Origin of the sequence: Paenibacillus sp. FSL K6-1318, from assembly GCF_037976905.1 — a bacterium.
Taxonomy (GTDB): Bacteria; Bacillota; Bacilli; order Paenibacillales; family Paenibacillaceae; genus Paenibacillus; species Paenibacillus amylolyticus_A.
Genome location: NZ_CP150270.1, coordinates 5,435,210 through 5,457,512 on the forward strand (window position 1 = coordinate 5,435,210; position 22,303 = coordinate 5,457,512).

Below are 22,303 nucleotides of genomic sequence, written 5' to 3' on the forward strand. Positions count from 1 at the left end.
ATTTCTGTCCTCTCCGTTCTCGTGTAAAAAGTTTAGTTGAACTAATATGATCTCATATTCCTTTTATGTGGTTAATCCTTTAAGCTCAAACACCGTTAGTTCGGGTCTGCACAGAAAACGAATAGGCAGTTGGGTCATGCCAAAACCACGATTCACATACACCGGCATCTGTGTCTGGGTGGAGTAATATACCCCCTGGACATCCGTGTAATACAACCCCTGAACATACTTGTGTGAACCTCGCGGAGTTGTCAGTGCCCCGACCCAGGGAAAACGTACCTGTCCACCATGGCTATGACCGGAAAGCTGCAATCCGAAACCATAGGGAGTGGCAATGTCGGCATAATCCGGTTCATGCACGAGCAGCAGCTTCCACACATCATGATCCAATTCCTTGATGGCTTCGGCAGGATCAGGCCTGCCTGTCAGTGCGTCATCCAGACCAGCTATGGCCAGACGTTCGCCCCCTTGTTCAATCACCACATGTTCGTTCCGTAACAAAGTGAACCCGGCTTCACGGAACATGGTTGCCACTTCATTCTGCTGCCCGCCCCGATAATCATGATTCCCCAAAACCGCAAATTTGCCATACTTCGCTTGCATGGAGGCCAATACCGGAATACATTCACGCATTGGCTCTGCTTCCCTCTCAACTATGTCTCCGGTAAAACAAATCAAGTCCGGTTGCTGCTCCTCAATCGTTGCTGCCAGCTTCTTCATCTCTTTCACTCCGGTATGAAAACCAAGATGAGCATCGCTGAACTGAACGACACGCAGTCCGTCAAATGCCTTTGGAAACTTCGGCAGTTTCAGCCCCACTTGCTTAATTTCCAGACGACGCGGCTCCCAAAGCCAGGCATAACCTCCTGTAAGCAAACTGGCACCTGCCGTCATCAAAACCATGCGCAATAAGAAACTTCGGCGAGAGGGATCATGATCCTTTTCTTCTCCAGGAAACACAGACTCTTCTGCACCTGGTGCCTTGTGCGAGCGCTGGGACGGCGAGTTGTTACTGCCCTGACGCGGTGTCTCTGCCATATCTCCCCCTCCTTCTACGCTCCATATCCATCCCCTTAGTATACCATATTCTGCATGGATGGCCCGGTTCCTCTGCTTCTTTGTAAAAAGAAGCCGGGATCTCCGGCATGTTGCTGCACGGGATCACGACTTCTTCTAAGTTGCAGATTGCACTTCTGCACATGTTATGACGAGATTATACACCCAACCAGCGTTTGAACATATGCTTGGTCGTTTGTTTGTTCATTTCGGCAATGGAGGTTGTCAGTGGAATACCTTTTGGACAAGATTGCACACAGTTCTGTGAGTTACCACAGCCCTCAATGCCTCCGTCTTCCATCAACGCTTCCAGACGATCATCGGCGTTCATCTCCCCTGTTGGGTGAGCATTGAACAGGCGCACTTGGGACAGTGCTGCTGGACCAATAAAGTCTGTTTTCTCATTGACGTTCGGGCATGCTTCCAGACATACACCACATGTCATGCATTTGGACAGCTCATATGCCCACTGACGCTTCTTCTCAGGCATCCGTGGACCTGGTCCGAGGTCATAGGTACCATCGATCGGAATCCATGCTTTAACGCGTTTCAGGGCGCTAAACATCCGGGTACGGTCGATGACCAGGTCACGAACCACCGGGAATGTCTTCATTGGTTCGATGCGAACAGGCTGTTCGAGCTTGTCGATCAGGGCTGCACACGCTTGACGTGGCTTGCCGTTGATGACCATGGAGCAGGCACCGCAGACTTCTTCGAGACAGTTGGAATCCCAGCACACGGGAGCAATGGATTTGCCATCTGTATTAACCGGGTTACGCTGAATCTCCATTAGGGCACTGATCACGTTCATGTTGGGACGGTACGGAAGCTCAAATTCTTCGTTGTACGAAGATGACTCCGGGCTGTCCTGACGGGTGATGATAAACTTGACGGTTTTGTTGGCTGTAGCTTGTTCCGCCATATCGTTGTCCCCTCCTCTGGTGACGATGATTGTATTGCTGATGCGCAAAGTTACTGGTTTGGTGCACGGGAGACGCTTCGTCAGCGGAATGCCCCTCTGATCGCTGTTATCCCCGGATTTTTTTTGATCAACCCTTTCCAGGGTTAAAATCCGGTGATAAAGGCGAAGCGTATGCTTTCGAAGTAGCTTTCTTTCAGAAAGCTTTCAGCTTCACTTCTTCTGGGCATTTCCGCTTCCTCCGCTACGTCGTGCACTGGGTCACTTTGCTGGAAACTGCACTCCATTCATGCTGGATGAGCAGTATTCAAGTTCTGAAGCATCGCTAGGCGCTTGCTTCTTCTGGGCATTTCCCTCACGTTGATGGCAGTAACTTTGAAGAGGCTCTGCTTCTCCAAAGTTCTCCTGCCTTCTTCGTTCAGGTGCTTAACATTTAACCTTATAAATAAATCCGTGATACTTAATCCTTGGAGTAGTCCCGGATACGTGGTGGGATCAGGGATACGTCTACTGGCTCGTACGAAATTTTCGGGCCTTCCTTCGACCAGCTTGCGATAGTCGTTTTCAGGAACTCTTCGTCATTACGTTCCGTGAATTCCGGTTTGTAATGCGCGCCACGGCTTTCGTTACGCAGCAGTGCTCCCAGTGTCATCGCTTCTGCCAACTCAATCATATTCCACAGTTGGCGGGTGAACGCTGCGCTAGGGTTATTCCAACCGGAGCTGTCGTACATGTTGATTTTGCCGTAACGCTCTTTCAATTCCTTGATCTTGCCGATCGTGGCTTCAAGCTTGTCGTTGTAGCGCACAACCGTCATGTTGGCTGTCATCCACTCGCCAAGCTCTTTATGAATGACATAGGCATTTTCCGTGCCCTGCATTTTCAAGATGCCTTCGTATTTGTCGCTTTGTTGTTTGGTGTGTTTCTCGAATACGGAAGATGGGATATCAGCGGACGATTTTTTGAGCCCTTTGATATATTCAGCCGCTTTTGGTCCAGCCACCATACCACCATAGATCGCGGAAACGAGTGAGTTTGCACCCAGACGGTTCGCGCCATGGTATTGATATTCACATTCACCAGCTGCGAACAGCCCCGGAATGTTGGTCATTTGATTGTAATCTACCCACATGCCGCCCATGGAATAATGGACTGCCGGGAAGATTTTCATCGGGATTTTACGCGGGTCATCGCCCATGAACTTCTCATAGATCTCAATGATTCCGCCGAGTTTAACATCCAGTTCCTTCGGATCTTTGTGCGACAGGTCGAGATAAACCATGTTCTCGCCGTTCACACCCAAGCCCATATCTACGCAGACGCTGAAGATTTCACGAGTCGCAATATCACGCGGAACCAGGTTACCGTAGGACGGATACTTTTCTTCAAGGAAGTACCACGGCTTGCCGTCTTTGTACGTCCAGATTCGTCCACCTTCACCACGCGCGGATTCAGACATGAGACGCAGCTTGTCATCCCCTGGAATGGCTGTCGGGTGAATTTGAATGAACTCACCATTAGCATAATTCACACCTTGCTGATACACCGCACTTGCCGCTGTACCTGTGTTAATTACAGAGTTGGTCGTTTTACCGAAGATGATACCCGGACCACCGCTCGCCAGAATAACTGCTTCTGCCGGGAAGGTCTGTACTTTCATCGTTTTCAGATCCTGAGCTACGATCCCGCGACATACGCCTTCATCATCCAAAACTGCCTGCAGGAATTCCCAGTTCTCATATTTCGTAACCAGGCCCGCTGCTTCCCAGCGACGTACCTGCTCGTCTAACGCATAGAGCAATTGTTGTCCTGTTGTCGCTCCGGCAAACGCCGTACGGTGATGCTTCGTTCCCCCGAAACGACGGAAATCAAGCAAACCTTCCGGTGTCCGGTTGAACATTACGCCCATACGGTCCATCAAGTGAATGATGCCAGGTGCTGCTTCGCACATCGCTTTAACAGGAGGTTGGTTCGCAAGGAAGTCACCGCCGTATACCGTATCGTCAAAGTGTACCCATGGGGAGTCACCCTCACCCTTGGTATTTACCGCTCCATTAATGCCGCCTTGGGCGCATACAGAGTGGGATCGTTTAACAGGAACCAGTGAAAATAAATGAACATGGACTCCGGCTTCAGCCGATTTGATCGCCGCCATCAAGCCTGCGAGACCGCCGCCCACAATAATTACATTCGTTGATGCCATTGCTGTTCACTCCCTTATAAGTCAGCATTTATACGCTAAATGCTTAAATTAGAACTGTTTTAACTGCGTCAATCATCGAAGTAGCTGTCTGGAAATCAATGCTCCGGAAAGCAAATAGTGAAGCAATAAACATGATGGAAACGATAGCGAACAAACTCATACATACGTAAGAGGATACACGCTGCGCACGCGGACCAACCGTAATCCCCCAGCTAACGAGGAACGACCACAGGCCATTGGCAAAGTGATATGACGCCGCAACCACACTGATCATATATATCGCAAAGGTTATCGGATTCGTCACCGCATCATGTATGACGCCGCCAATCTCTTCATGGGATACGTTACCCAGTGCAATCTGTACTCGCGTCTCCCATACGTGCCAGATGACGAATACAAACGTAATGATACCGCTTACCCTCTGTAACGTGTAGCGCCAGTTGCGCTCATTGCCGTAACGCCCAACGTTAGGCTTGGCCTGATAGGCAATGTAAAGACCGTAAACACCGTGATAGAACAACGGCAGCCAGATCAGTAATGCCTCGATCACAATAACAAGAGGCAAACCGTTCAGAAATGCAACGGCACCGTAAAAAGCTTCTTTGCCGCCTTCAACTGCTGTGAAGTTCGTCACCAAGTGCTCAATAAAGAACAGACTGAGCGGAATGACGCCAAGCAAGGAGTGCAGCTTTCTGGAGTAAAACCCTTTCATAAAATGTCGATCCCCTTTCGCTAAATACAACGTTTTCATAAATGATTTCACTTATCATGACACGAATCCTTTTCCATGAAAAGGTTCGACAAATTGTTCCGTTTTCGCCAGGTGTGAACAACTTGTGTCACGATTCATGTTACTCCTTTTTTTCTTATAAGGGAATTGCAATATAATTATTAAATGTTATAACCTATAGGTATAAGCAGTGAAACATTGGGTTTACAGGCCATACAACATGGAAAACGATTAAGCAAGGGCAAGAATCACACTCATCACTCATGGAAAAGAGGTCGTTGTTCATGTTCGAGGAGTTAAATGCATTTGCAGCGGTCGTGGAGCAATCCAGCCTGAACCGTGCATCCAAGTTACTGAACTTGTCCCAACCCGCACTCTCACGCAAAATTGCCAAATTGGAGGATGAACTCGGGATTGCCCTATTCCACCGCCGGGGCAAACGGCTGGAGTTAACCAGTGTGGGCCAGCTCGCCTATACGTTCGCGGTAGAACAGAAGCAACAGCAGCAGAAGTTCCTGACGATGCTCGCCCAGTATAAGGATGAAGAACAGAGCACCATTACACTCGGCGCCAGCCTGACGACGCTTCAAACTACGTTACCACCTCTCGTTAATGCTTTTATGGAGAAACATCCGAATGCCGAACTGAAATTGTTGACGGGGAAAACGCATGAGATTGTCTCTTTTGTACGTGACAAAAAAGCCGATGTGGGTATTGTTGCTTCTTCCATCAGCGAAGTAGGGCTTAACTGTGTACCGCTCTTTGACGATCATCTAGTGCTGGTTGTACCGCTCACGCACCCTTTGTCCGGCAAGGAAGCCGGAATGGAGCATTTGCAGGATCTGCCGATGATCACGTTCTCCAAAGGCACCTGGTACCGCAAATTAACGGACGACCTCTTCCAGCGCTGTGCCGTGATGCCGGATATTCGTATGGAGATTGATTCCTTCGAAGCGATCATCCGACTTCTGCCTTCCGCCAAAGCTGCTGCTCTATTGCCCAAGTCATATCTCCGTCCACAATTGCTCGCGGACAATGATCTGGTTTCTGTTCATTTGCCACAACTACAGCAGACCCGAAGAACTACCTGCATGATCTATGGGGAAAAGGAAGACCTCAGCGAGACCTCCAGACAATGGGTCAAGGAGACGGCTGCACTCTTTACAGCAAAGGCGCCGTTGCCCTCACGGAGGACCACGACGCCTTAACTTTAATCTGATCAGCCAGGCTCCGACGCCTGGCTCCCATTTTCAATCATCTTAACTTATCAGCTCTCCTGACTGATAACCTCCTCTTCAAACCGTTCAATATCTGCATTATTACCGATAATGACCATGATATCTCCCATCTGAAGCGAGTCCAGTGCAGTCGGAGCAATAATGACCCCGGCTTCTTTCTGTAACGCCACAATACTGCAACCAAAGCGTACACGTGCATTGAGGGTGGAAAGTGTTTTGTTGTGCAGACAGGCGGGAACCTTCATCTCCACAATACTGTAATCATTGGATAATTCAATGTAGTCAAGCAAGTTCGGGGTAACCAGCTGATGGGCAACCCGAATGCCCATATCCCGTTCAGGGTAGACGACACGATCGATCCCCAGCTTATCCAGCGCTCGTCCGTGAAGGACGGATATGGCCTTGGCCACGACCGTCTTGACGCCCAGTTCTTTTAACAGGATCGCGGTGAGAATGCTCGTCTGGATATCATCCCCGATGGCAACGATGCAGCAGTCAAAATTACGAATACCCAGGGAGCGCAGCACTTCCTCATCTGTGGCATCGGCTACAACAGCATGGGTGACCAGCTCACTCATGTCTTCGACGACTTCTTCATTTTTATCGATCCCGAGTACCTCGTAGCCGAGTTCCATTAATTCCTGTGCCAGACTGGAGCCAAAACGCCCAAGCCCAATCACCGCAAACTGCTGTGTTTTCATTGTTCTTCACGAACCCCTTATCCAAATCATTTTCATAACTCACTAAAATTGATTTATCCAATAATCATTTTGCCTTCCGGATACCTGTATAACTCTTTACCCTTTTTCTGCCCAAGTGCATACGCTAATGTGATGGGTCCAAGCCTTCCTGCAAACATCGTAAAACAGATCAGGAGCTTCCCAATGGTGGTCAACTTCAGCGTCAGTCCGAGCGATAATCCCACGGTTCCAAAGGCCGATGTCGTTTCAAATAAAATCATCATAAAACTGGCTTCTTCCGTGGTACTCAGCGCCATCGTTACGGCTATGATGAACAAGAGCGCCAGCAACGTAATGGTAAGCGCCTTGAAAATCCGTTCCTGTACAAGCCGGTAGCGGAAAAATACGATATCTTCACGTCCACGCATCATGGCGATGACTGCGCCAGCCATAATCATAAATGTCGTCGTTTTGATCCCGCCTCCGGTAGAACCTGGCGAAGCACCAATGAACATCAGAATGATCATAAAGAACTGCGTTGCCTGCCTGAGTCCGGCAATATCTACCGTATTGGCTCCTGCTGTTCGCGGTGTAACGGACTGGAAGAATGAACCGAGTATTTTGCCCCCCCAGTTCAGGCCACCCAGTGTCCGTGGATTACTGAATTCAAATACAAAAATGACAAGTGCACCAAACACAATTAACAATCCAGTCATTAACAGTACAACTTTGGAGTGCAGAGACAGCTTCCGCGTTTTGCGGTAATCCACCAGGTCTGACAACACCACAAAACCGATCCCGCCAGAGACAATCAGGAACATGGCTGTAAAATTCACCAGCGGGTCATATACATATCCGGTCAGACTGCGGAAATCCCCAAACATATCAAAGCCCGCATTGTTGAACATTGAGATCGCATGCCAGTAGCCGTAATAGATCGCCTGTCCGATTGGCATGTCGAACGACCAGCGAATGGCAAAGAGCGTACCACATATGCCTTCGAGAATGAGTGAGTAAATCACAACTTTACGAATCAGCCGAACGATGCCCTCCATTGTGCTCTGATTCATCGCTTCCTGTAGAATCAGCCGCTCCCTAAGCGAGATCCGCCGTTTGAACGCAATGGCAACCAACGTAGACATCGTCATGAAGCCGAGTCCGCCAATCTGAATCAGAATCGCGATCACAACCTGACCCAGCACCGAAAAATGAGTCCCTGTATCGACGACAACCAAACCGGTGACACAGACGGCCGAAGTTGCCGTAAAGAGCGCATCAATAAAGGCAAGGCTGTCACCGTTTCGGCTGGATGCCGGAAGCATTAATAAGAGTGTACCTACCAATATGATGCCAGCAAACCCTAACACAAGAATACGTGGTGGCGATAATCGCATCCATTGAACATTCAGTTTCACTTGAGTATCATCCACCTCTGCTAAAATGAAAATAACTCCACACCCCGTGGAGCCTTCTTCATCTGAAATGCTGTTTCCAAACGTTAAACATGTATGATTCAGATTAAAACGACATATATAATGAAGTTGGAATATAATCTATTCGTTCCCTTGTTGGGCGAAAGACATGCGAATCGTTGCACATTTGTTTCAAAATTATAAGCGCTGCGGCGTTTGCAGACAAAACGTTTTTTGTGTAAATAGCATCGAATTCAGCCAAAAAGGGAAAAACTCAGATATGGCGACGGATGGATCAGATTCTTTCGATCCTTTTCATTCATTTTCAAGGATTTACACCTGTTTTCGTTACATGATTGGCATTCGGACCTTGCCCTGTGCTATGTTTACTTTAATATCCATATTAATAAAGGAGGAACACCATTACATGAATCCCTTAGGGAAGCCTTTGCTACTCAAGGCTAACTTCAAGCGTCTGGGGTTGCTTGCGGCGATCGGCCTGATTCTATTTTTTGTATTTCAGATCTTTCCTGCTACCTCATCGCAAACCACAGAAATTTCGTCTACGTCCTTCATAACCAAGGAGCAGGCGACGCAATCCGCACGATCTTTCGCAGCTTCTGTGGATGACTATACACTGCCAAATGATGCTGGAAACACCCTGGTAACCTACCAGACACATTCCGATATCTACGGGTATATGGCCAAAACCAAACAACTCGATACCTATAATCAGAAATGGGAAACAAGCTATCCTTACGATGTATACCGCGTTCGTTTGCCTGATAAAGACAAAGGCGGTTACCTCCATGTTGACGTACATATGAAAACAGGAAAAGTGGTCGGCTTCAAACGGGAACTGCCTTCTTCGCTCTATACCGCCATTGAAGCGGAGCAAAGTACTGGTAGAGTGACCACATCGCAAGTACTTGCAGAAGGAAATATGTCCCTGAATGAAAAGGAAGAGCTGGCGGCTGGCGTTCTGACCGAATTCGGCTATGAAGTGCCGGCACTTCAACTGGATACTCGCGATGGTGAAGCGGGACTGAAGTATACAGATGCTACAAAAACCATTGGAGATTCCAAACTTGAACTAAACTTTACGTTTGAAGAGGGTGCGGTACGATCATTCGATCCTGGCTTCTCGGTCCCTGAATCCCATACCGATTATGTGAAAGCTCAGACGCGCCAAGCCAACTGGATGACCTATGGCGGCTATGCGTTCCTCACCCTTGTTCTGGGTGTGCTGGCCATTATCTATAGCATTCTGACCCGAACACATACGTCTTTCAAACGCGGGATCATTCTCTCGGTGGTGTATTTCGCAGCTTCGGTGATTGGCACGCTGAACATGATTCCTCTGCTTCAGGCACAAGGATTCTCCAACTTCATGTTAGCGTTCCTGATGTTATTTCAGATAGGCATTACACTGGTCATGAGTGCAACCATCTATCTATCCCTCGTTGCCGGTGACGGCATGTGGCGTAAAATAGGTCTGAACCCTTGGCCTCGTGCCAAAGAACCGGGATACGGTAAATATGTACTACACAGTATGTATGCTGGTTACCTATGGGCATTCATTCTACTAGGTGTGCAATCCATCCTTTTCTTCATTCTGGAGAAGAGCATTGGCACATGGTCAACGACGTCAGCAGATCAATCTACATTTAATATGAGCTACGCATGGATCTTCCCGATTATGGCCTGGATGGCTGGTATTGGTGAAGAAGCCGTCTATCGACTGTTCGGCATTCGTATGATGCAAAAGATTGTGCGTAACACATTTATTGCGTGTCTGATTCCAACCATCATTTGGGCACTGGGACACACATTGTATCCCATCTATCCAGTAATCACCCGTCCCATTGAGCTGATGGTGATTGGATTGCTATTCAGTCTGATCATGTTGCGTCACGGCTTCATTGCCGTTGTATTCGCCCATGTGATCTTCGACAGCTTACTGATGGGACTTAGCCTAATCTTTATGGGCGATGCCCTGAATATGGCTGCTGGACTCTTCTGGATTGTACTCCCGGCCATCGTTGGATATGTGGTCTACAAATTCAATCCAAAACAAAAAGAGAAGCCGTATGTTACGACTCCTCATCCCGAAGTGCTGCAATAATCTGATTTGCCAGTTTGTCACCAATAGATAGAGGCCGGAAGTCTTCGACGCTGGCCTCTTTTATTTTGCGCAAAGAGCCAAAATGCTTCAACAGCAGCTTACGCCGCTTCTCTCCGATCCCCGGAATGGCGTCCAAACGTGACGTGACCATCGATTTACCCCGCTGCTCGCGGTGGAACGAGATTGCAAAACGGTGAACCTCTTCCTGTATCCGTTGCAACAGGTAAAATTCCTGACTATCCCGAGGCAGGGAGATGACTTCCGGTGGATTACCGATCATCAACTGTGAAGTCTTATGCTTCGCATCCTTCACCAGACCACATACCGGGATAAACAAGCCCAGCTCATTTTCCAAAATATCGACCGCAGCCGAAATCTGCCCTTTACCACCATCGACCACAATCAGGTCAGGCTGGGTCAGGTTTTCTTTCAATACCCGCTCGTAACGGCGACGGATGACCTCTCTCATCGTTTCATAATCATCCGGTCCTTCAACCGAACGGACCTTGTACTTCCGATATTCCTTCTTATCCGGTTTACCATCCGTAAATACGATCATGGCCGATACCGGGTTCGTTCCCTGGATGTTCGAGTTATCAAATGCTTCTATTCGACGAAGCTGGTCCAGTCCAATAAAACGTCCCAGTCCTTCGGCAGCTTTGGATGTCCGTTCTTCATTTCGCTCAATCAAACGGAACTTCTCTTCCAGTGCCACACGTGCGTTATCCACAGCCATCGTAATCATCTGCCGTTTCAATCCACGTTGCGGAATGAGCACTTTAATCTCCAACCACTCCTGCAACGCAGCAGCAACCTGAGTTGGGTCTTCCAGACCTGCCGGGAGCTTCTCAGTTGATGCAGTTGTATCCGTTGTGGAAGCATCTTCTTGTGTACTCTCAGGTTGTTCACCTTCTGCTTCAGCTGAACTACCGTATGCTGCACGAGTCTCGGCAACCAGTGGCTGGGAAGCGAGCCTTTGCTCTCCTTGTCCCGTCTGTTCGAACTCCACCGTAACTGCGGCAGGCACCGCTCCATCAGATACCGTATCCGTACTTTCGTCACCGGTTGACATATCTTTGGGCATTTCCGGCAACAAAATCTCTTGTGGCAATGCCGGATTATCGCTGTAATACTGCGTCACGTAGGACATAAAGTCACTGTACGCCTCACCGTAAAACGGGAAGGTGGAGACGTGACGTTCGATCATTTTACCCTGACGCATATATAGAATCTGGACACACATCCAGCCTTTATCAATGGCAAAACCAAATACATCACGGTCTCTGGCATCGGCCATCGTAATTTTCTGTTTTTCCATCATTGCATCGATGGCAATCACCTGATCGCGTAGTTCCTTGGCACGTTCAAAATAAAGGTCCTCCGCAGCTTCCTGCATCTTACGCTGCAAATCCTTTTTAATTTCTTCATGTCCACCGCTCAGAAATGAGCCGATCTCTTGCGAAATCTGATCATACTGCTCCTTCTCCACTTCCTTCACACAAGGGGCAAGACACTGTCCCATGTGATAGTACAGACACACTTCTTTGGGCATTACACCACATTTGCGCAGTGGATACATGCGATCGAGCAATTTTTTCGTTTGGTGTGCCGCATACGAGTTCGGATAAGGTCCGAAGTATTTGGCTTTATCTTTCAGCACGCGCCGGGTGACTTCCAGTCGGGGGTGCTTTTCATTCGTAATTTTAAGATACGGGAACGTCTTGTCATCCTTGAGCAGTACGTTATAACGCGGCATATGTTTCTTGATCAGGTTACACTCCAGAATAAGTGCTTCCATGTTACTGCCTGTCACGATATATTCAAAATCACGGATTTCGGAGACCAGCCGCTGGGTCTTTCCGTTATGACTGCCGATAAAATAAGAGCGTACGCGGTTCTTCAGCACTTTGGCTTTACCTACATAGATTATGGTACCTTCACTGTTCTTCATCAGGTAACAACCAGACATGTCTGGCAGCAAAGCGAGCTTGTGCCGAATTTGCTCCAATGCTTTCTCCTGATCCTGCAAATCATTCATGAATTGATCCATAATTCGGTGAATCCTCCTTCCCGAAAAAGCTGAAATCCTCACCTTACATGAGTTACTCCGATGACAGAATGACCTTTCGATCGCCGTAATTCACACGAACACTACGATAACAGAATAACCTTCCAATCGCTGTTATCCCCAGATTTTTTTGACTCCCTTTTACAAGGGGAAAATCCGGGGATAGCGTATGCTTCCGATGCAGCTTTCTTTCAGAAAGCTTTTAGGCGAACGCTTCGCTTCTACAGCTCATTGCTGTCCTCTCCGTTAACATGTAAATTTCCAGTTTCATTTTATAAAAAATATATACTTTATATTGTCCTATATAAAGGTATTCGACGCAAAACGCCCCCGGCATGTAAACCGGAGGCGTATGTGTAAGCCTGTAAATTATTGGTGTTTTGCAATGATTCCTTTGAGCGCATCTTTCGAGTTCAGACCAACCACTTTATCTACCGGTTGACCGTCTTTGAAGAAGATCAAAGTTGGAATGCTCATTACGCCGAAGCGGGAAGCAGATTCCGGATTTTCATCCACGTTAACTTTAGCAATTTTCACTGCATCGCCAACTTCTGTGGACAGCTCTTCCAGGATTGGAGCGAGCATTTTACAAGGACCACACCAAGGCGCCCAGAAATCAACAAGAACCGTTCCTTCGCCTTCTACTTCAGCGTTGAAGGATTGATCGGATACGTTAACAATAGCCATGAAATTGTCCTCCTTATATATACTTACGGTTTATTTTAACCTGTAACGTCGTGAACGACACTTCCAGTATAACACAGGTACGTCAAACTTGTGAATTGAACGCTACAATGTTCATCTTCCCAACATCAAATCTTCACAATTACAGGATGTGGCATGCCAACTGCAAAATCTTTACAAACGCTTTCTTTTCCAAGTATACTAAAATTACTCCGGGTTTCAGCCCCCATACGGGCAAGCTGTCATTCCCTATAAGGAGGCAATAACATGGACGCAAATGTGCGGATCAGCGACCCGCGTGAACATGTGAACGAGGAACCCCGCAACGATCTGTTTGATCTGATCGTGGGTGTTGCCGGCATGGGCGGCCTGATGACAGTGATCTTTTTCGGTATGGTGATCTTCAAATTCATCACCGAATAGGTTGCTCAGGCTCACGCAGGACCAGAAAAGCCCGGTTTTCGCGACAATGCGAAATCCAGGCTTTTTTTGGGACTACTTTAGCTTTGATTGCAATCAGCTCAGCTTCTAAATCAAAAGCTCCGCCGTTAATTTGATTTGGAGATTAACCTTATCCCGAACCATTTCGTTCAATTAGATCGTTTTACCGCTTGCCGCGCTGATTCTCACCCCGAACGGAGATAACATCCACGAATGGACGAATCCGGTCCATGAGACGCTGGCCTTTATTCATTTCCTCGCCGTCCCGGTTGGTAAAGCTAAGGTGTTTTTCAAGCCCATCCAAATTGTAATTGGACGTATAGAACGTTGGTTTGCGATTCATCCGATAGTTCAGAATGGACCCCATCACATGATCCCGAACCCAAGGGTTCAGATTCTCTGCCCCGATATCATCAAAGATGAGCAGATCACAGCTTTTCAAAATATCCGTCATTTCCTTCAGCTTCTGCCCTTCACTGATCATGGATTTCAGATCCTCCACAAAGTCAGGCATATAGATAATGACTCCCGTGTGGCCTGCAACCGCCAGTTCATGCAGCAGATAACACATCAGGAACGTCTTGCCTGTCCCGAAAGTCCCTTCCAGAAACAGTCCTTGTGGAGACAATCCGTTTTCCTTGGTCTCCCTAATATACCGAAGAACCTGATTCACTGCAGGAGCACGCATCCGATCCTTGCCCATAATCTCCACATCGTTGTATCCGGCACTGAGCGCACGCTCATCCACATAGAAACTGCGAATGCGTTGCTTAATGATATGTTCATTTTGCCGGGCAATATGTTTGGAACAAGGTGCTTTTATATCTATGATTTCGGGTTTACCGTTAAAATGTTCTACTTCCAGTTTGCAAAAGTGGCCCTGAAAATCGTTAGGACAGTTGTCGAGTCCCGGACAATTCGCACAGTTCTTTGAGTCTTTGGCGTACTGAAACAGCTTGCTCAGATCGGTCATGAGCTGTGCATCTTGCAGTTCAGGATGACCTGCGCGGAATTCGCGTACGTACGGATTTTCCATCAATTCCGCCGCAATCCGCCGCGATTGCTCACGAAAGGCAGGGTTCAGCTGCTGAAGCAGTCCTCCCAAGGATTCCATGGCTTCAAGCCCCCTTAATGTTTCAATATAGAATAAACAATTGAAGTGTACCTGTGACCATCTTGATGGCATAGGAACTTTCGATCACTTGCAATTCTACTGTTCATTCTATAGAAAAACAACCAATAACTCAACTGATACATCTGGTAAATAGCGTAACCCTTCCATCACCGTACGTAATGCGAAATACCCTCAATATACTTGCGCTCCTGTATATATCAGCACCGTAAGCCGATCGTGATGATCTCGCATGAACCTGTCTGTATGTTCCATTCCTTATTAGCAAATGATAATGTCGATGCCTCTTCTATGCTGAGGGAATGAAGCATTTCGCCCTCTTCCTCCAAGATGTTGCTCTTGTACGCCGTTTCGAATGGCTGTGGATTCGCTTGCGATGGAGCAAGTTTCAGCGTGGCAGAGTTGGTAGTCATATTGAACCAGCGAAGCATGACATCGCCGGAATCCTCATTTACCTTGAGGGAGGAAAACGCCAAGCCGTCCCCTTGCCATGCAAACGGTGTGTTGCTAGGTGTCAGATAGCCCGGGTGTACTTCGGTTTGTGCCAGCGTCCAAGGAACCTGGAACTGATACGCCTCAATATATGCCCCTGACGCTGCACCATTTCCATCGTGGGGAATGATCTCGATCTTAAATGTATGTTCACCAAGGCATTGTGCTTCCGGTGTCGGGAACAAGCCCCAGTCTCCAAGTTCGCCCACAGCACGAAGCAACGTAATCGCGATGGTATTGCGTCCATCCTGAAGGACTTCATATTCATTCAGACCCAGATTGGCTACGACTAATCCCACCGCTTCTTCACTCACATCCACGAAACTCTGTTGATGCTGTGTATTGCTTGGATTTTGCCACTCCGGTGCAGGCTTGTTATCACGCGTTGCAATTTCGAACATGGAATCCACATGATGAACCCCAGATACAAGATCCGTTGGGAAAAGAGCACGTACCCGGTGATCCTTCGCCTGATTGTTGAAGGTTGTTTCCATTTGCACGCCTTTTCCACTACGACTAAGCGATACAACCGTGCGGATCTGGAGCGGAATCATTTTAGTTGATCGCTGGGCTTTGCGGTGTGGGTAATAAATTAGCTCCCGCTGTTCCTGATTCAGCATCTCATCTGCTGACTCCGGTATTTCCCAATGGTGAATCACTTCGAACGAGGCAGAGTACGATGTATCCTCAAGAACCCGAATGTCAGCTTGAAGTGCCCCAGTTGTCCGTGCCACTTCGTTCTCTGGTTGCTTAAACATGTATTCATTGCCGATATCGCCCACATTTTCGTACACACCAAGGTCCTTGTAAGTCCGGCCTGTTCGTTTGTCTGTGAGTGTGAATGAACCGTTGTCTGCAATCGTGATGATCAAATGTTGATTTTCCATGCCACGTTCACCACGCAACAGCGTAGTCGTTCTCGACGGAGTACCATTCTTAGCATCATCGGCAAAATTGACTAATGCATAGGTTTTTAGCCCAAATGCAGCTACATTCTCTGTTTCAAAATGAATACGAACGCGCCGACAGCTATACGGTTGACGGAAGCGATCATCCGGCAGATCATAGCCGAATTGCAGACCCAGATCCTCAAATGTACATGGAATTTGCGTACCCTCTTCATCAACTAGTATGCGATCTGACAGATCAACGGCTTTCATCTGCGCCGCCATCTCTTCCAATGTATATCCATCCCGGAAATACAACCGAGCCGCGTCCAGTTCCATCTGAACTACACCGCTTCGTTCCCAACCCGTTGTATTAAATACGACAACAGGTCGAGCCTGCTCTCCATAACGTGCAAAGATGGAGGTATCGACCGCTGTAGCAATCTGGCTTGTGCTCTCCTCAATCAAAGACTCTGCCACATGGCGGCTCTTATCAAATCGCGTCACCATCTCGCGATGCACCTCGTCCACACTGCACCCACAGATACTGTCATGCGGGTGATTCTGCATCAGCGTTTTCCAGGCATATGTCAGTTGGTCATGTGGATAGGCATGACCAAGCAGATAGGCATAGGATGCCAGGGGTTCAGCCACTTTTTCCAGCATGGTCTGGCCCAGCTGGTTCATCTGTTTCAGATACACACGAGCCGAGGCCGTGTTCACCAGAGTTCCCCAGCCATCCGTACGTTGGCTGCGCAGTTCGCCTTTGACCGTGGATAACTCATGTTCAGCCGATGCTCTCAGGGCAGTCAGATAATCCGGAAAGTTCGAGTGAATGAACTCAATGTCGGGATATAATTGTTCAGCCATACGGATGGCTTCTGGCAAGTCTCGCTGAATCGGCTGGTGGTCACATCCGTTCATGTATAACAACTCATTGGTCGATGCATATTTCTCAGCGTCTGCCAGCTTGGTTTCCCAAAACCTGCGAGCTGATTCTTCATCTACCGGAACTTCATTTCCGTTGGAATACCAGTTGGCGAACAATACACCCAGCACTTTCGATCCGTCTGGCCCTTCCCACATCAGCTCCGAGAAGCTCGATTCATATCCTGCATCCGATACCGTATTATTGAAGCCTGTTGGCTTCACACCACGTCCAAAAAACACATTATCAATGCCCGATTGCTGCATCAGCTGAGGGGTCTGTCCGACCAATCCGAATGTATCGGGAAAGTAACCAATTTTCGAAGGTATGCCGTAACGCTTGGCGTCTTTATGTCCAACCTGCATGTTGCGCACATTGGCTTCACCACTCGTCAGAAACGCATCCTGCAGAATGTACCATGGCCCAATCACAATCCGTCCATTGCGAATATGTTTCTCCAATCGTTCTTTCTGCTCCGGTCGAACCTGAAGATAATCTTCGATGATAATCGTTTGTCCATCCAAATAAAAGCTTTTATAATCTGAACCTTCATCCAGCTGATCCAACAGTGAATCGACGAGCTGAATAAGACGCATATGATGCTTCTCATACGGCAAGTACCATTCCCGATCCCAGTGGGTATGCGAAATAATATGTGCTCTCTTCTTCTTGGTCATCGTGTTATCCCACCTCTTTCGTCTTGTTGTACAACCTCAACCTCATCCGGACGATACACGCCTTTCAGCTTTCCGGAAGCATCTGTGGCAAAAAGCACCGAACGATTTCTCTCCAATTGGAAGGCATACGATACACCTGTACGTTGATCTCTCACATGCACTTCATGGTTCAAGGCAAACTCCGATACGAATACATAGAGATTCCCTTTTGGAAAACTCAGCTTCCGCCCGTAGATTCCTGCGACATCCCCGCCAGATATCCATTCCAACTCCTGTTCGATGCCAGCAATCTCAGTGGCGTAACGATACAATTCAGCAAGTGGTTCATCGCGTCCGTTTAACTCGAGCGGCAGTGGGGTCCAGATTATTTTCCCTTTGCCCAAAGGCAGAACGTGTACTTCATCTGGTGTACCATTATCCCCATGAAGCAACGTCTCCTTCGCCACCTCGGCGATACGACGCCGTCCATAGGTGACTCGGTGATTCACGCCATTAATATTCAGCAATTCCTCCCGCTGCACGTTACCCAGACTACGTTTGCCTACGATATGATCGGCTCGTTCACTTGTTTTCCAATATGCGTCCAGTCCCAGCGGTCCGGTAATGAGCAAGCTCGTGCCTTCCTTCTCTGCAAACGTGAGCAATTGTTGGAGTGCATCACTGTCCATATTGTGCGGACTCGGTACGATGATCAGTTTCGGTGGCTGCTGCTCCAGCGCTTCCAGATGATACTCGGATAACGCACGGAACGGCAGTTTCAGATCATAGGACATCACACGAGTCAGCTTCGTTGTGGTATCATAGGCCAGGGCACGGTTGGAGAAGTCATTGGAATACGGGAACACCACTGCAATATCCTCCAGCTCACGGTCTTCAAAGAGATCACGAATGCCATGCATGAATCGGCCAAAATCATAAGATACATCCGCCTCTGGCTTCTCCGTACCATCTGCACGAAGCGCTCCGATATGAGACTCATTGGCATTATCCATATAGAAGTTGGTATTCCAAATCCATTGCACCGCCCCTGCGCCGCCTGTCGAGAAAGCATAGGCGTACTTGCGTTCGAGAATGCCACGAAGCTCTTCTTCCGAACGTTTGGCTCGCCCATCGGGGGTTTCCACATACATGATGCCCGTTTCCTGAATAAGATTCGGCTTATATGGCGTTTTGGCGAAAATGCCGTCCCAGATCAGATCATCGTTCAACCACCAGGAATGCACGGTTGTATAATCCACTTCACGTTCATAGAAGAAAGGCGAAGGACGCTGCGCACCAAGGGCTTCATCCTGCCCCACAGTGACCAGATGATCCGGTACCAGATCCTTGATCGTACCTACAAGCTCTCTTGCCCAAACATTGTGCATTTCCATGGAGAAAAGACAATAATCAAGCCAGCGTGTTCCTTTTTTGGCCTTGTGCATGTCCTGTACATCAAAATTAATCTCTTCCGCCTCCGGGATCACCGCAGCTGCAAAATTGGGAAGCTGCTTCGGTGACATGTTCCAGGCCTCCTGCAACGCTTCAATCGTCTGATGCCGCTGCTCAAGCCAAGTGATATAAGCCTGCTGTTCATATGAATCCCTCGCCGAGCGTGGGCCAGCCGAGAAGATGCGCACCGGATCAAACATGGATGGCTCGTTAATCAGATCCCAGTCCACATGCGTTGTGTGCGTGTGACGACTGACAATGCTGCGGATAAAACGTTTCTGAGCCTCGACACTCTGCGGGTCTAAATACGGATTCGTTCCTTCCCATGTCTCCGGTGTAAAGGAGAAGAAGGTGAACGTGACCTGTAAGCCATGCCGTTTCGCCGTTAAAATAAATGCATCAATAGCACGAAGCACATCCTCTGCCATATGACCGTCCACCTGCATCATATTGCGATAGGCGGTCCAGATTCCCGTCCGAATCCAGTTGATTCCGGCTTTCGCCATCTGAGCCATATCTCGATCCCAGACATCCGCATTCGGCAAGAACAGAAATTTCCGTGCCACATCGGAGGTCATGTAGGTCATGCCCACAACAGGAAGAGGACGTCCGTCTTTTACAAAATAGTCCCTGCTGCGGGTAATCACTTCCCCTTCTGCCAGCAATGCGGCATCTTGTCCCCAGAAGCCTTGACGCAAGATCCGAACTTCCCCGTCAGGTGCCTGCGCGTGACATACAATCCGATACAGCCCACTTTCAATGGAAACCGGAAGAAGTATGCGTTCGAAACGCTGCTCACCTGAAAGTTCCATCTCCAGTTGATGGCTCCATACCTTCTCCGTCGTGCCACTTGTGCGATTTTCATGCTCGACCGTGATGTCAAACGTCCACAGCTCGGATTCGGTAAGTCTATTGCCTGCTCGCTGTAAAATCTGGCCTTGTAGCGTGAGTACAGCCCGCTCATCTAGCTCATATGAAGCATAATTCGTTTTCAGGGATAGCTCGGTTACACCTTGCGCACAGAATTGCGCCCACTTCACAATCTCGTCAGCGCCATCCTGCGTCCAGAATGAGGTGGTCAGCGGCAGATGTACAAACATCCAGCGTGAACCTACGAAAGTCCCGCGCGAGTTTTCCCACAGAACGACCGGAGCGGCGATGCTGCGTCCATCCTTGCTCATACCACGAAGTAATGGATAAATCTGCGTACTCATCGGTCCTGATGAACCCATCTGGTGAGGCAGATCACTTGTTTTGGTTGTATGTGGAACCAGATTCCATGTATCTGCCTTCTCGAACAACCCCTCTTTCCCAGTGAGAAGCGGGAGCTGTTCGGATGACGTGTACGATTGCACGTTGGCAGCAGATACGTTCAATGCCTCATGGATATAGAGTTCCTGGTGATACGCGGTCTGCTCGGACTCTACAACCCATGCCCCATTCTCATATCGAACCGGACGTTTGAAGGGCGCACCGCCAACACTGATCAGGCTCCCTCCCTGATGCAGATAAGCTGCAATCTCCGTCCAAGCGGATTTTGGAAAATAGGGTGCGTGCAGATTTACGAGACATCCTTCACCAGCCGTGGCTTTCAAAACCTCTGCAAGTTCATCGGCGTTTACAACGGTGATCTCTTTGACTGCTTTCCATGTATTCAGAGCCTGTTCAGTTGGAAAAGCACCATCCAATGGAAACGCAGGATCAGCGAAGATTATCAGCTTTTTATCATTAGGTTGCATACTCATAACAGGCCATCCTTCATGGATCTATAGACCAACTGGGAGAACAGGCTGTTGGACCATGCAAACCATTTACGTGTAAAAATCGTTGGATCATCGGCATGGAAACCTTCATGCATATAACCTGTATCTGCATCTGTCGCTTCAAGCATGCGAATAATCTCCAGTTTCTCCTCGGCAGACTGTGCCGTCAGTCCTTGCATGGACAAACCCATATGCCAGATATAATTCGACGGGGTGTGCGGACTACCGATTCCTTTGGCAACCTTGCCCTCATAATAGAACGGGTTCTCTTTGCTCAGAGCGAAGCGGCGCGTATTCTGGTAGATCGGATCATCTGCTGTGACGTAACCCAGATATGGAATGGACATGAGTCCCGGTGTACCTGCATCGTCCATGAGACAGTGGTTGCCATAACCGTCCGTCTCGTACGCATAGATCGGTCCAAATTCCGGATGACGATAAATCCCGTACAGCTGAATGCCATGATCGACGTCCTGCTCCAGATCCTTCAATTCCTGCAAAAGTTCCATATCCCGGAACACCCACTCGGCAAACTCCTGCATTTGGCGCAAAGCGACAACCGCGAACATGTTGCCAGGGATATTGTAGTGGAAATCACACGCATCATCACTGGAACGGAAACCGGACCAGATCATACCCGTGTAGTTGACTGGCATACCTTTTCCGTGATTGCGCAGGGAATCTGTTGGGATACCGTTATTGCGAGTAAAGCGATATGGAGATTGTTCCATGTGATGCTGTTCGACTTTGAACAAGTCTACAATTTTACGCATCGCTGCCTTGAAGCTTGAATCGAAAATGTCAGTCAGTTCGGTTTCCTTCCAATATAGATAGGCCAGGCGCACAACGAAACATAGTGAGTCAATCTCAAATTTTCGTTCCCACACCCAAGGTGACATGTCAGTTTCGTCCGTGGTGTTCCAGTGCCAGTCGTTGGCCGTCTCATTGAAGGCATTAGCATACGGATCGATGTGAACATACTGGATATGACGTTTAATCAGCCCACCAATAATGCGTTGCAGGTCCTCATCTTCTTTTGCAAACGGAATGTAATGTACCACCTGCTCCACGGAATCACGCAGCCAGGAAGCCGGAATATCTCCTGTGATCACAAACGTAGTGCCATCCTCCATCAACTTGGTTGTTGTTTCGATGGTATTGGGGAAGCAGTTTTTGAATAATTGAAGCAGCTTCGGTCGGTGAGCCAACTTCTGTTCCGCTTCTTCGAGCACGGCCTGAATGGATTGTGGAAGGGCGACGGGCGGCATTGGTATTTTGGGTAATCTGAACTGTTCCATGGATGAGTGCAACTCCTTAAACAAATTGAATGGTGTAGCTAAAAAGATAAACCCATTAACTGTACACTAGGACACTACGATTGCAGTACCATCTTCCGATCGCTGTTATCCCCAGATTTTTTTTGTTTCCCTTTTCTAA

At 48.3% G+C, this 22,303-nt stretch carries 15 protein-coding genes; 3 read left to right on the top strand and 12 right to left on the bottom strand.

From position 1 onward, the window contains the following. Positions 1–63: 63 nt before the first annotated feature. The 4 genes from NYE45_RS24165 to NYE45_RS24180 all read right to left on the bottom strand — a co-directional run bounded on the left by NYE45_RS24165 (position 64) and on the right by NYE45_RS24180 (position 4,890). Positions 64–1,038 carry a metallophosphoesterase gene (locus NYE45_RS24165; RefSeq protein ID WP_340014326.1) on the bottom strand — a complete coding sequence of 325 codons (975 nt, stop codon included), beginning with the start codon at positions 1,036–1,038 and terminating at the stop codon, positions 64–66. Between the two features lie 175 nt (positions 1,039–1,213). Next, positions 1,214–1,978, bottom strand: a complete 765-nt coding sequence (gene sdhB, locus NYE45_RS24170) for a succinate dehydrogenase iron-sulfur subunit (RefSeq protein WP_062837919.1) — start codon at positions 1,976–1,978, stop codon at positions 1,214–1,216. Between the two features lie 457 nt (positions 1,979–2,435). Then, positions 2,436–4,178, bottom strand: a complete 1,743-nt coding sequence (sdhA, locus tag NYE45_RS24175; RefSeq protein WP_036673387.1) for a succinate dehydrogenase flavoprotein subunit — start codon at positions 4,176–4,178, stop codon at positions 2,436–2,438. 43 nt (positions 4,179–4,221) lie between these two features. Continuing rightward, a complete protein-coding gene (locus tag NYE45_RS24180; RefSeq protein WP_340014327.1) occupies positions 4,222–4,890 on the bottom strand; it encodes a succinate dehydrogenase cytochrome b558 subunit in 669 nt (222 codons plus the stop codon). A gap of 302 nt (positions 4,891–5,192) precedes the next feature. On the opposite strand from NYE45_RS24180, the gene NYE45_RS24185 reads away from it, so the two are divergent. Continuing rightward, complete coding sequence (locus NYE45_RS24185) at positions 5,193–6,116, top strand: LysR family transcriptional regulator (protein ID WP_340014328.1); 924 nt, start codon at positions 5,193–5,195, stop codon at positions 6,114–6,116. Between the two features lie 59 nt (positions 6,117–6,175). On the opposite strand, the gene NYE45_RS24190 is transcribed toward NYE45_RS24185, so the two are convergent. Together NYE45_RS24190 and NYE45_RS24195 are read right to left on the bottom strand one after the other, a co-directional pair. Beyond that, a complete protein-coding gene (locus tag NYE45_RS24190; RefSeq protein ID WP_062837922.1) occupies positions 6,176–6,847 on the bottom strand; it encodes a TrkA family potassium uptake protein in 672 nt (223 codons plus the stop codon). A 53-nt stretch (positions 6,848–6,900) separates the two neighbouring features. Further along, a complete protein-coding gene (locus tag NYE45_RS24195; protein ID WP_340014329.1) occupies positions 6,901–8,220 on the bottom strand; it encodes a TrkH family potassium uptake protein in 1,320 nt (439 codons plus the stop codon). A 445-nt stretch (positions 8,221–8,665) separates the two neighbouring features. Here NYE45_RS24195 and NYE45_RS24200 point away from each other — a divergent pair, with 445 nt between their 5' ends. Continuing rightward, complete coding sequence (locus NYE45_RS24200; protein WP_340014330.1) at positions 8,666–10,363, top strand: type II CAAX endopeptidase family protein; 1,698 nt, start codon at positions 8,666–8,668, stop codon at positions 10,361–10,363. Here NYE45_RS24200 and uvrC read toward each other — a convergent pair. Both uvrC and trxA read right to left on the bottom strand, forming a co-directional pair. After that, entirely contained in the window at positions 10,332–12,413 is a 2,082-nt protein-coding gene (gene uvrC, locus NYE45_RS24205; protein ID WP_340014331.1) for an excinuclease ABC subunit UvrC, read from the bottom strand. The genes NYE45_RS24200 and uvrC overlap by 32 nt on opposite strands. A 387-nt stretch (positions 12,414–12,800) precedes the next feature. Next, positions 12,801–13,118, bottom strand: a complete 318-nt coding sequence (trxA, locus tag NYE45_RS24210) for a thioredoxin (protein WP_017692451.1) — start codon at positions 13,116–13,118, stop codon at positions 12,801–12,803. A 264-nt stretch (positions 13,119–13,382) separates the two neighbouring features. Between trxA and NYE45_RS24215 the strand changes: the two genes are divergently transcribed. Further along, positions 13,383–13,538, top strand: coding sequence for a YqzM family protein (locus NYE45_RS24215; RefSeq protein WP_139331949.1), 156 nt, complete (start codon positions 13,383–13,385; stop codon positions 13,536–13,538). A gap of 181 nt (positions 13,539–13,719) precedes the next feature. Here NYE45_RS24215 and dnaI read toward each other — a convergent pair whose 3' ends face one another. The 4 genes from dnaI to NYE45_RS24235 form a co-directional block, all read right to left on the bottom strand. Further along, on the bottom strand, positions 13,720–14,670 hold the full coding sequence (gene dnaI, locus NYE45_RS24220) for a primosomal protein DnaI (RefSeq protein WP_076319793.1): 951 nt from the start codon (positions 14,668–14,670) through the stop codon (positions 13,720–13,722). Positions 14,671–14,888: 218 nt separating this feature from the next. After that, positions 14,889–17,672 carry an alpha-mannosidase gene (locus NYE45_RS24225; protein ID WP_340014332.1) on the bottom strand — a complete coding sequence of 928 codons (2,784 nt, stop codon included), beginning with the start codon at positions 17,670–17,672 and terminating at the stop codon, positions 14,889–14,891. After that, positions 17,669–20,848, bottom strand: a complete 3,180-nt coding sequence (locus NYE45_RS24230) for a beta-galactosidase (RefSeq protein WP_340014333.1) — start codon at positions 20,846–20,848, stop codon at positions 17,669–17,671. The genes NYE45_RS24225 and NYE45_RS24230 overlap by 4 nt, the downstream gene beginning before the upstream one ends. Beyond that, positions 20,845–22,164, bottom strand: a complete 1,320-nt coding sequence (locus NYE45_RS24235) for a glycoside hydrolase family 125 protein (RefSeq protein ID WP_340014334.1) — start codon at positions 22,162–22,164, stop codon at positions 20,845–20,847. The genes NYE45_RS24230 and NYE45_RS24235 overlap by 4 nt, the downstream gene beginning before the upstream one ends. Positions 22,165–22,303 lie beyond the last annotated feature (139 nt).